11 protein-coding genes are annotated in these 11,362 nt (G+C 67.3%); 7 read left to right on the top strand and 4 right to left on the bottom strand.

Going from position 1 to position 11,362, the window contains the following annotated elements; all coding sequences use genetic code 11:
- Positions 1–83 precede the first annotated feature (83 nt).
- The 6 genes from WS75_RS02600 (at position 84) to WS75_RS02625 (ending at position 6,907) form a co-directional block, all read left to right on the top strand.
- The gene (locus WS75_RS02600; protein ID WP_059679022.1) at positions 84–1,712 is read left to right on the top strand and encodes an ABC transporter substrate-binding protein; all 1,629 of its coding nucleotides are present in this window, start codon (positions 84–86) and stop codon (positions 1,710–1,712) included.
- A gap of 110 nt (positions 1,713–1,822) precedes the next feature.
- Positions 1,823–2,833 (top strand): ABC transporter permease subunit, encoded by a 1,011-nt coding sequence (locus WS75_RS02605; protein ID WP_039354802.1) that lies wholly within the window; start codon positions 1,823–1,825, stop codon positions 2,831–2,833.
- A 4-nt stretch (positions 2,834–2,837) separates the two neighbouring features.
- A complete protein-coding gene (locus WS75_RS02610; protein WP_059679023.1) occupies positions 2,838–3,755 on the top strand; it encodes an ABC transporter permease subunit in 918 nt (305 codons plus the stop codon).
- A 2-nt stretch (positions 3,756–3,757) separates the two neighbouring features.
- Positions 3,758–4,756 (top strand): ABC transporter ATP-binding protein, encoded by a 999-nt coding sequence (locus WS75_RS02615; protein ID WP_059679024.1) that lies wholly within the window; start codon positions 3,758–3,760, stop codon positions 4,754–4,756.
- On the top strand, positions 4,753–5,769 hold the full coding sequence (locus tag WS75_RS02620; RefSeq protein ID WP_059679025.1) for a peptide ABC transporter ATP-binding protein: 1,017 nt from the start codon (positions 4,753–4,755) through the stop codon (positions 5,767–5,769). Before WS75_RS02615 ends, WS75_RS02620 begins: the two co-directional genes overlap by 4 nt.
- Positions 5,762–6,907, top strand: coding sequence for a TraB/GumN family protein (locus tag WS75_RS02625; RefSeq protein ID WP_059679026.1), 1,146 nt, complete (start codon positions 5,762–5,764; stop codon positions 6,905–6,907). Before WS75_RS02620 ends, WS75_RS02625 begins: the two co-directional genes overlap by 8 nt.
- A gap of 568 nt (positions 6,908–7,475) precedes the next feature.
- On the opposite strand, the gene pxpA is transcribed toward WS75_RS02625, so the two are convergent.
- Genes pxpA through pxpB form a run of 3 tightly spaced genes read right to left on the bottom strand, consistent with a single transcriptional unit; the run spans position 7,476 to position 10,016 of the window.
- Positions 7,476–8,240, bottom strand: a complete 765-nt coding sequence (pxpA, locus tag WS75_RS02630) for a 5-oxoprolinase subunit PxpA (protein WP_059679027.1) — start codon at positions 8,238–8,240, stop codon at positions 7,476–7,478.
- Positions 8,241–8,295: 55 nt separating this feature from the next.
- Positions 8,296–9,363 carry a biotin-dependent carboxyltransferase family protein gene (locus WS75_RS02635; RefSeq protein ID WP_059679028.1) on the bottom strand — a complete coding sequence of 356 codons (1,068 nt, stop codon included), beginning with the start codon at positions 9,361–9,363 and terminating at the stop codon, positions 8,296–8,298.
- Entirely contained in the window at positions 9,360–10,016 is a 657-nt protein-coding gene (pxpB, locus tag WS75_RS02640) for a 5-oxoprolinase subunit PxpB (RefSeq protein ID WP_059679029.1), read from the bottom strand. Before pxpB ends, WS75_RS02635 begins: the two co-directional genes overlap by 4 nt.
- A gap of 148 nt (positions 10,017–10,164) precedes the next feature.
- Here pxpB and WS75_RS02645 point away from each other — a divergent pair, with 148 nt between their 5' ends.
- Positions 10,165–10,677 (top strand): winged helix DNA-binding protein, encoded by a 513-nt coding sequence (locus WS75_RS02645; protein WP_059679030.1) that lies wholly within the window; start codon positions 10,165–10,167, stop codon positions 10,675–10,677.
- A 68-nt stretch (positions 10,678–10,745) separates the two neighbouring features.
- Here WS75_RS02645 and WS75_RS02650 read toward each other — a convergent pair whose 3' ends face one another.
- Complete coding sequence (locus tag WS75_RS02650) at positions 10,746–11,354, bottom strand: 5-formyltetrahydrofolate cyclo-ligase (protein ID WP_059679031.1); 609 nt, start codon at positions 11,352–11,354, stop codon at positions 10,746–10,748.
- Positions 11,355–11,362: the final 8 nt, after the last annotated feature.

The raw sequence follows: 11,362 nt of genomic DNA on the forward strand, positions 1-11,362 counted from the left end.
TGTTGCAAAATCGCTAGCTCAAGTAATATCCGCGTACCCGGCCCCTGGGGGGACCGGTTCCGATCTGGAGACCTGGAGGAAACATGGAATACAACCGTCTGTTGCACACCCTGCGTGTTACCGCCATTGCAGGCGTGGCAGCGGCATCGCTCGGCGTCGCGGGTTCTGCATTCGCACAGATCCCGAACAAAACGCTCGTCTACTGCTCAGAAGGCAGCCCGGCGGGTTTCGATTCCGCGCAATTCACCACCGGCGTCGATTTCACCGCCGCCACATTCACCGTCTACAACCGCCTCGTCGAATTCGAGCGCGGCGGCACCAAGGTCGAGCCGGGCCTCGCCGAGAAGTGGGACGTATCGTCCGACGGCAAGGTGTACACCTTCCACCTGCGCCATGGCGTGAAGTTCCACACGACCGACTTCTTCAAGCCGACGCGTGAATTCAACGCGGACGACGTCGTGTTCACGTTCGAGCGCATGCTCGATCCGAACCAGGCGTTCCGCAAGGCTTACCCGGTGTCGTTCCCGTACTTCACCGACATGGGCCTCGACAAGCTGATCACGAAGGTCGAGAAGGTCGATCCGTACACCGTAAAGTTCACGCTGGCCGAGCCGAACGCGCCGTTCATCCAGAACATGGCGATGGAATTCGCGTCGATCCTGTCGGCCGAATACGGCGATCAGCTGATGAAGGCAGGCAAGGCCGCCGACATCAACCAGAAGCCGATCGGCACGGGCCCGTTCATCTTCCGCAGCTACACGAAGGACGCGACGATCCGTTTCGACGGCAATCCTGATTACTGGAAGAAGGGCGCGGTGAAGATCTCGAAGCTGATCTTCTCGATCACGCCCGACCCGGGCGTGCGCGTGCAGAAGATCAAGCGCAACGAATGCCAGGTGATGAGCTACCCGCGTCCGGCCGACATCGCGACGCTGAAGGCCGACTCGGGCATCGACATGCCGTCGCAGCCGGGCTTCAACCTCGGCTACCTGGCGTACAACGTCGAGCACAAGCCGGTCGACAAGCTCGAAGTGCGTCAGGCACTCGACATGGCGATCAACAAGAAGGCGATCCTCGAATCCGTCTATCAGGGCGCGGGCCAGGCCGCCAGCGCACCGATGCCGCCGACCCAATGGTCTTACGACAAGAACCTGAAGATGGCGCCGAACGACACCGAGAAGGCGAAGGCGCTGCTCGCGAAGGCAGGCTATCCGAACGGTTTCGACATCACGCTGTGGGCGATGCCGGTGCAACGCGCGTACAACCCGAACGCCCGCCTGATGGCCGAGATGATCCAGGCCGACTGGGCGAAGATCGGCGTGAAGGCGAAGATCGTCACGTACGAGTGGGGCGAGTACATCAAGCGCGCGCACACGGGCGAGCAGGACACGATGCTGATCGGCTGGACGGGCGACAACGGCGACCCCGACAACTGGCTCGGCACGCTGCTCGGCTGCGAGGCGATCAAGGGCAACAACTTCTCGCACTGGTGCTACAAGCCGTTCGACGAGCTGGTCCAGAAGGGCCGCACGACGACGGGCCAGGACGCGCGCACGAAGATCTACATGCAGGCTCAGCAGATCTTCGCGCAGCAGCTGCCGTTCTCGCCGATCGCGAACTCGACGGTCTACCAGCCGGTCCGCAAGAACGTGGTCGACATGCGCATCGAGCCGCTCGGCTATGCACGCTTCGACGGGGTTGGCGTGAAGTAACGCGCCTGTCGTAAGCTGTCGAGAAGACCGGCTAACTCATCCGGCGGCGGGAGGCCAAAAGCTTCCCGTCGCCGGTCGCACATTTCCCACAAGAAAATACGAGACGCATCATGTTCACATTCGTGTTGCGCCGCGTGGGGATGGTGATCCCGACCTTCATCGGCATCACCATCCTGGCGTTTGCGCTGATTCACCTGATACCGGGCGACCCCATCGAAGTGATGATGGGCGAGCGCGGCGTCGATCCCGCGATGCATGCGGAGGCGATGAAACGCCTCGGGCTCGACCAGCCGCTGCCCATGCAGTACATCCACTACATCGGCCGGGCGCTGCATGGCGACCTCGGCACGTCGATCATCACCAACACCAGCGTCGCGGGCGAGTTCTTCGCGCGCTTCCCGGCGACCGTCGAGCTGTCGCTGTGCGCACTCGTGTTCGCGCTCGCGGTCGGGCTGCCGGCCGGCGTGATCGCCGCGCTGCGACGCGGCTCCGTCATCGACCACGGCGTGATGGGCACCGCGCTCACCGGCTACTCGATGCCGATCTTCTGGTGGGGGCTGATCCTCATCATGGTGTTTTCGTCATACCTCGGCTGGACGCCCGTGTCGGGGCGCATCGCCGTCGAATACGACTTCCCGCACCCGACGGGCTTCATGCTGATCGATGCGCTGCTCGCGCCGGACGAAGGCTCGTTCAAGTCGGCGGTCAGCCACCTGATCCTGCCCGCGATCGTGCTCGGCACGATCCCGCTCGCGGTGATCGCGCGGATGACGCGCTCGTCGATGCTCGAAGTGCTGCGCGAGGACTACATCCGCACCGCACGCGCGAAGGGGCTGTCGCCCGCGCGCGTGGTCGTCGTGCATGCGCTGCGCAACGCGCTGATCCCGGTCGTCACCGTGATCGGCCTGCAGATCGGCACGCTGCTCGCGGGCGCCGTGCTGACCGAGACGCTCTTTTCGTGGCCCGGTGTCGGCAAGTGGCTGATCGATGCGATCGGCCGCCGCGACTATCCGGTCGTCCAGGGCGGCATCCTGCTGATCGCGACGCTCGTGATCGTCGTGAACCTGGTCGTCGACCTGCTGTACGGCGTGCTGAATCCGCGCATCCGCCACACGAGGTAATTCCATGAGCAATCTGCAAAACACCCTGCCGAGCGAATCCGCGCCGGCCGGCGGCCGTGCGCTCGCGCTGCGCGAGTTCTGGGCCAACTTCTCGCGCAACCGCGGCGCCGTCGGCGCCGGCATCGTCGTGCTCGTGCTGATCCTGGTCGCGCTGTTCGCGCCGCTGATCGCGCCGCACAGCCCGGTCGAGCAATACCGCGACTACGTGAAGATCCCGCCCGCATGGCTCGACGGCGGCAACTGGAAATTCATCCTCGGCACCGACGAAGCGGGCCGCGACATTCTTTCGCGCCTGATGTTCGGCGCGCGCATGTCGTTCTGGATCGGCTTCGTATCGGTCGTGCTCGCGCTGATCCCCGGCATCGTGCTCGGTCTCGTCGCCGCGTTCTTCCAGAAGTGGGCCGACACGCCCGTGATGCGCATCATGGACGTGCTGCTCGCGCTGCCGTCGCTGCTGCTCGCGGTCGCGGTCGTCGCGATCATCGGCCCGGGCCTCACCAACACGATGTTCGCGATCGCGATCGTCGCGCTGCCGGCCTATGTGCGTCTCACGCGCGCGTCGGCGCTCGGCGAGCTGCAGAAGGAGTACGTGACGGCGTCGCGCGTGGCCGGTGCCGGCACGCTGCGCCTGATGTTCTCGCAGGTGCTGCCGAACTGCACGGCGCCGCTGATCGTGCAGGCGACGCTCGGCTTCTCGTCGGCCATTCTCGACGCGGCCGCGCTCGGCTTCCTCGGCCTCGGCGTCCAACCGCCGACCCCCGAGTGGGGCGCGATGCTGGCGTCCGCGCGCGACTACATCGACAACGCGTGGTGGATCGTGACGATGCCGGGCCTGTCGATCCTGATTTCGGTGCTCGCGATCAACCTGCTCGGCGACGGGCTGCGCGACGCGCTCGATCCCAAACTGAAACGGATGGCGTGAACATGAGCCAAGATCTTCTGACCATCCGCAATCTCGCGGTGAACTTCAACGGCCTGCCCGCCGTCGACCGGATCAACCTGTCGATCGCGCCGGGCGAGGTGGTGGGCGTCGTCGGCGAATCGGGCTCGGGCAAGAGCGTGACGATGATGGCGCTGATGGGCCTGATCGACGCGCCGGGCAAGGTGACGGCGGATGAAGTCACGTTCAACGGTGTCGATCTGCTGAAGGCGTCGCCGAAGGCGCGCCGCAAGATCGTCGGCAAGGACATCGCGATGGTGTTCCAGGACGCGCTGACGAGCCTGAATCCGAGCTACACGGTCGGCTACCAGATCAAGGAAGTGCTGAAGCTGCACGAGGGCCTGCGCGGCGACGCGCTGCACCGGCGCGCGCTCGAACTGCTCGACCAGGTCGGCATTCCCGACGCGAAGAACCGCATCACGGCGTTCCCGCACCAGATGTCGGGCGGGATGAACCAGCGCGTGATGATCGCGATGGCGGTGGCGTGCAACCCGAAGCTGCTGATCGCCGACGAGCCGACCACCGCGCTCGACGTGACGATCCAGGCGCAGATCATGGACCTGCTCGTGAAGCTGCAGAAGGAGCGCGGGATGGCGCTCGTGCTGATCTCGCACGATCTGGCCGTGGTGTCGGAGGTCGCGCAGCGCGTCGCGGTGATGTATGCGGGCGAGGTCATCGAGACCAATCGCGTGCCGGACATCTTCCGTGCGCCGCATCATCCGTACACCGAAGCGCTGCTCGCGGCGATTCCCGAGCACAATCAGGGGGCGCGTCGCCTCGCCGCATTGCCGGGCATGGTGCCGGGCCGCGATGATCGCCCGTCCGGGTGCCTGTTCGCGCCGCGCTGCAAGTACGTCGTCGACGATTGCCGCAAGGCGCGGCCGGCGCTCGACACGCTGGTGTCGGGCAACGACGCGATGCGTGCGCGCTGCATCAAGCCACTTAATGTTTCCAACCTCGACCTGACGGGAGGCGCACGATGAATGCAGTCCACGAAACGCGTGCCACGCCGCACGACGAGGAAGCGGTGCTGGTCGCCGACCAGCTCGCGAAGCACTACACGGTCAAGCGCGGGATGTTCGGGCAGGGCACGGTGAAGGCGCTGAACGGCGTGTCGTTTTCGCTGAAGCGCGGCAAGACGCTCGCCGTCGTCGGCGAATCGGGCTGCGGGAAGTCGACGCTCGCGCGCCAGCTCACGATGATCGAGACGCCCACCTCGGGCAGCCTGACGATCGACGGCAAGAACGTCGCCGGTGCCAGCCGCGAGACGGTCGCGGACCTGCGCCGCCGTGTGCAGATGGTGTTCCAGAATCCGTTCGCGTCGCTGAACCCGCGCAAGACGGTCGAGCAGACGCTTTCCGAGCCGCTCGAGATCAACGCGAACCTGACGGCCGCCGAACGCGCGCAGCGCATCGCGCAGATCATGCGCACGGTCGGCCTGCGGCCCGAGCACGCGAAGCGTTATCCGCACATGTTCTCGGGCGGCCAGCGCCAGCGTGTCGCGATCGCGCGCGCGATGATCCTCGATCCGCGCATCGTCGTCGCCGACGAGCCGGTGTCCGCGCTCGACGTGTCGATCCAGGCGCAGATCCTGAACCTGTTCATGGATCTGCAGGAGCAGTTCAAGACGAGCTACGTGTTCATCTCGCACAACCTGTCGGTGGTCGAGCACGTCGCCGACGACGTGATGGTGATGTACTTCGGCAGCGTCGCCGAGCTCGGCGACAAGGCGACGATCTACGCGCGGCCGCGCCATCCGTACACGCGTGCGCTGATGTCGGCGACGCCGGCGATCTTCGAGGAAGACCGCCGCGTGCAGATCAAGCTGCAGGGCGAGCTGCCGTCGCCGCTCAATCCGCCGTCGGGCTGCGCGTTCCACCAGCGCTGCCCGTACGCGGTCGAGCGCTGCCGCGTCGAGGAGCCGCAACTGCGCGAAGTGGACGGCCGGCGCGTAGCCTGCCATCGGGCCGAGGAGGTAGGGGAGGCGAATGCCTGAAGCGTTGGCGGCGCGCGCGTCCGGCGTGCGCCGTTCGGGGGCAAGCAGCGCGCGCGTGATGCGCGCGTACCGCTACGCGCGGCGCTGGAGCGTGCGTACCGTCACGGGCGCGGCGCTGGCCGGCGCGTGCGTGGCGGCCAGCGTTGCGGTTCCCGTCGAATGCGCGCGCGCCGAAGGGCGCGCGCCGGCCACTTCACCGATCCATCCGTCGCAAGTCCCGCCGCCCGGCATGAGCCTGCCGGGCTTCCACGCGCCCGCCGTGTCGGACGGCACGGTGTCGCGCGGCACCGTGCGCGTGCAGCCCGCGCGCATGCCGTTCTACGTTGCGACCAAGGGCAAGGTCACGCTCTACGTGCTCGGCACGCTGCATACGGGCGACCCGTCCGACTATCCGCCCGCGCAGCCGTTCCGGCCGCGCATCCTCGGGGCGCTCGCGGCGTCGCCGACGCTCGCGCTCGAGCTGTCGCCGGACGATCTGCTCGAATCGCAGGACGACGTGTCGAAATACGGCATATGCCGCTACCCGTGCCTGCAGCGCCTGTTGCCCGAGCCGCTGTGGCAGCGGCTCGCGGCGCGCCTGCGCGGCAATCCGGCCGCGCTCGCCGAGATCCGCAAGATGCGGCCATGGCTCGCGGCGCTGGTCGTCGAGACCTACGACTCGCTGTCGGCCGGCCTGCAGACCGAGTACGGCACCGAGGCGCAATTGCAGAACGTGTTCCTGAAGAAGAAGGGCGGCCGGGTGATCGGGCTCGAGACGCTCGCCGAGCAGATGCGTGCGTTCACCGGGCTGACGCTCGCCGAGCAGCGCGAGATGCTCGCGCAGGACATGGTGCAGACGCCGGCGCAGAACGCCGACGACATCAAGGCGCTGCACCGGCTGTGGCAAATTGGCGACGCCGATGCGATCTCGGCGTGGGCGGTCGCGAAGAGCGAGCGGCTGGCCCGTTCGAAGGCGCTGTCGGCGTCGATCGACAACAAGATCCTGTACGAACGCAACCGGCGCTTCGTTGCGCGGATGACGGCAATCGCCGCGCCGAACCGGCCGGTATTCGTCGCCATCGGCGCGCTGCATCTGGGCGGCCCGCGCGGGGTGCTCGAATTGTTGCGCCAGCAAGGGTATCAGGTCGACGCGAACTGATCGCGCCGCGCGCCGTGCACCGATCCTCCCCTGTTTGATCGACGACACGCACGCGCTGCGAGGTGCCTGCGGGTGCCCGTGCCGCCGCGCGATTCGATAAGGAAAACCCTTGAATCCTCAGGAAATAGCGTTTAAAACGATTGACATCCCGTTCTGCCAATCTCTATTCTTCACCCCACAAGTTGAAAAAATGAAAAGAATAGAAAAAGTTCTACGGGGTAGCAGAAAACAATGCGCGGGGTTAGCGTAGCCGGCACGTGATGTCGTGCCGGCGGCGCAGTGTCTGCATGCACGGCGGGGCCAAACATCGTCGGTACAACAAATGCATGCGGCAGACTTGCGGATAAGCGACGTTCCGTCGTCCGACCGGGGGAAGTAGCAATCGGGTGGCGGCGGACGTTTTTTTAGTCCGGAGCATTTTTCCGGTCGCCGTCGACAGACGGTTTCGGGGGGCGAATCGACAGACGGCGAAGTCCGCGGCGATTGCGCCAACAGAAAAGCGCCACGAGGGCGCTTTTTTCTTTGGTGCGGCGGTTTTCATCTGGCGGCAGCGCGGCGTGCGCGCCGGTCAGGCGCCTTCGTCGGCCTCCAGCGCGCCCGGGGCGACGACATCGATACCGGCCGCCTCGAGCGCCGCGCGGATCCGCCTCGCGAACGCGAGCGCATGCGGGCCGTCGCCGTGGAGGCAGACGGTCTGCGCATTGAGCGGCACCCACTCGCCGCTCACCGACTGCACCTGCCGATCGCGCACCATGTCGAGCGTGCGCGCGAGCACCGCTTCCTCGTCCTCGATCAGCGCGCCGGGCTGGCTGCGCGGCACGAGCGAGCCGTCCGCGCGATAGCCGCGATCGGCGAACACTTCCTCCACCGCGGCGAGCCCCGCATGCCGCGCGGCCGCGACGAACACGCTGTTCGCCAGCCCGAACACGGCAAGCGACGGATCGAAGTCGTGGATCGCGGACACCACCGCGTCGGCGATCATCGGGTCGCGCGCGGCCTGGTTGTACAGCGCGCCGTGCGGCTTCACGTGCGCGATGCGGCCGCCCTCGGCCTGCGCGATCGCCGACAGCGCGCCGAGCTGGTACAGCACGCCGGCATAGATGTCGCCGGCCGGCAGTTGCATTTCCTTGCGGCCGAAATTCTCCGGGTCGTGAAAGCTCGGGTGCGCGCCGATCGATACGCCTTTCTGCACGGCCCAGCGCACGCAGTCGCGCATCGCATTGGCGCCGCCGGCATGCCAGCCGCACGCGATGTTCGCCGACGTGACGAGGTCGAGCAGCGCCTCGTCCGATCCGCATCCTTCGCCGAGATCGGCATTCAGATCGATTTCCATGATGTTCCTCGTCCACTGGTGGCGTGGCGCGTGCTTCGTCCTGCTTCCGCCATTGTCACGCCGCGCGCGATTGAACGCGGCGGAGGGTTTCCTCGCGCATCTCGATCGCGACGTCGATCTGCCGGAGATAGGCGCGCTCCGCGGTCAGGGCGGCGCGCGCGGCCTCGGGTGTCGTGCGCACGAAGCGGATCGGCAGGTTGAGCCGCGCCTGCGCGAGTTTCCAGAGATCCGCGCGGATCACCGTGCCGATCTTCGGATAGCCGCCGGTAGTCTGCGCGTCGTGCATCAGCACGATCGGCTGGCCGTTCGGCGGCACCTGGATCGTGCCCGGCAGCACCGCATGCGACAGCAGCTCGACCGGCCGCTCGCGCACGAGCTCGGCGCCGGCGAGACGATAGCCCATCCGGTTGCTGTTCGCGGTGACGAGCCATTCCTCGTCCCAGAACGCCTGCTGCGAATCGGCCGCGAACGACGCGTAGTCGGGGCCCGGCAGCACGCGCACGGGCATCGCCCACGGCGCATGCGCGGGCCGGTGGCGGCGCGGCGGTTCGTCGACACGCACGAACGCGCACCACGCAGGCGCCTTCACGCCGAATTCGGGCGCATCGGCTGCGAGGCATCCGGCGCCGGCCGGCGGCACACCGACCGGAAGCCGATCGCCATCGCGCAGCGCGCGGCCGCCGAGGCCGCCGAAGCGCGATGCGAGATCGGTGCTGCGCGAGCCGAGCATCGGCAGCACGTCGATGCCGCCCGCGATGCACAGATAGCCGCGCATCCCGCGTTTCGCGGCCGGCAGCACGAGCGTCTGCCCGGCCTCGACCGGCAGGCTCCACCAGGAATACACGGGCTTGCCGTCGAGCGTCGCGCCGAATTCGGTGCCGGTGATCGCGATGCGCGTCGCGCGCGTGAAGCGGAATGCGGCCGGGCCGATCGTGATTTCGACGGCCGCCGCGTCGGGGCGATTGCCGACCAGCCGGTTGCCGACTTCGAGCGCGAGGCCGTCGAGCGCGCCGCCCTGCGCGACGCCGAGATGGCGCATGCCGCGGCGGCCGAGATCCTGCACGGTCGACAGCGGGCCGGCGCGGACCACCTCGATCGTGCCCGGTGCGGTGTTCTGGCTCATGTTGCGTCGACTCCGGCAATGGTGAAGCGCACGCGGTCGCCGGGCAGCAGCAGCGTCGGTTGCGGCCGCACCGGGTCGAACAGCACGTGCGACGTGCGGCCGATCAGCTGCCAGCCGCCGGGCGACGTGGCCGGGTAGATGCCCGTCTGCGCACCGCCGATGCCGACCGAGCCGGCCGGCACTTCCAGGCGCGGCGCCGCGCGGCGCGGCGTGTGCAGCGACGCATCGAGGCCGCCGAGATAGGCGAAGCCCGGCTGGAAGCCGACGAAGAACACGACGTATTCGCCGGCTGCATGTCGCGCGACGACTTCGTCGGCCGGCAGCCCGGTATGCGCGGCGACGGCCGCCAGGTCGGGGCCGGCCGCGCCGCCGTATTCGACCGGGATCTCGATCTCGCGGCCGTCCGCATGCTCGACGTCGGCGGTTTCCCATGCGTCGCGCAGCGCGGGCGTGAGCGACTCGGCCGTCGCGGCGAGCGCGTCGAACACGATCGTCAGGTTGTTCATGCCCGGCACGACGTCGATCACGTCGGGCCATGCGCGCGCGACCTCGGCGACGGCCCAGACGCGGCGCTGGCAATCGAGCGTGGCGGGCGGCGGCACCTCGCAGACGAGGGCGGCATCGCCGAGCGGATAAATGCGGGGTTGCGTCATCGGACTGGCACGGTTCGGACGGCAATGTTAGCGCACATTGTCAATAAGATATCGATAACTTACCAATAAGCGTTTTCGCCTAGCCCGTATACCCGGGCTTCTGACGTACACTCGGCACACCCTGACATCCTGCTTGCGCCGCCTTTCCATGAAGCGTCCCCCGACCAAGATCGTGTCATCCGAACACCTCGTTTCCGATTCGAGCGCGGAGCTGTCGGAACTCGAATACGGGCTCATCATGGCCGGCAATGCTTTCAACCGCTGGATGGTGCGCTGCATGTCGGCCGCGGGCGCGAAGGACATGACGGCGGTCGAGGTGTCGCTGCTGCATCACGTCAGCCATCGCGAACGCAAGAAGAAGCTCGCCGACATCTGCTTCGTGCTCAATATCGAGGATACGCACGTCGCGACCTATGCGCTGAAAAAACTGATCGCGCGCGGCTACGTGAAAAGCGAGAAGAGCGGCAAAGAGGTGTTCTTTTTCGCGACCGACGCGGGCCGCGAGCTGTGCATGAAGTATCGGGATGTGCGCGAGCATTGCCTGATCGAGACGCTGAAGGACAGCGGCCTCACCAACGAGCAGATCGGCGACGCGGCGCAGCTGCTGCGCCACGCATCGGGCCTCTACGACACCGCCGCGCGCGCGGCGGCCTCGCTGTAAACGATTGCGGACAGGACGGTCGACGCGGTGACGCGCGGCATGCCGCAGACGCCGCGTCGCGCGCCCCGTCATCCGGCGGCCGGGTAAAGCGCGCCGTCGGTCACGATCCAGCGCATCGCGAGATCGTGCGCTTCGGCCGGCAGCGCATCCACGCGGCACGCTTCATACGCGATGCCGACCGTCACCGGCAGCGTCTCGCCCGGCCACACCGCGAGCGTGCGGTCGTAATAGCCGCCGCCATAGCCGAGCCGGTAGCGCTGCAGATCGAATCCCACACACGGAATCAGCAACAGATCGGGCACGACGACGACCCCGGACGCCGGCTCCGGAATCCGGTGATGCCCTTCGCGCATCGGCGTGTGCGCATCCCACGCATGGAACGCGAGCGGCGTGTGCTTCTCGCCGATCACCGGCAGCGCGGCGCGGCGCCCCGAGCCTGCCGCGGACCACGAGAGCACCGCGTCGCGTGCGTCGAATTCGCCCGGCAGCGGCCAGTAGAAGCCGACCGTGCGCGGTGCGAGCCGTTCGAGCAACAGGCGCAGCCGCGCGTCGAGCGCGGCATTCGCGGCGGGCTGCGACGCGGCGTCGCGACGCGCGCCGGACAGCGTTTTGCGCAGTGCACCCTTCGGGTTCGGCACAGGGTTGCATGCTATGCTTTCGCTCACTTCGTGCTCCATTCAAAACG

It is taken from the genome of Burkholderia sp. FL-7-2-10-S1-D7 (genome assembly GCF_001524185.1).
In the GTDB taxonomy this organism is placed as follows: domain Bacteria; phylum Pseudomonadota; class Gammaproteobacteria; order Burkholderiales; family Burkholderiaceae; genus Burkholderia; species Burkholderia diffusa.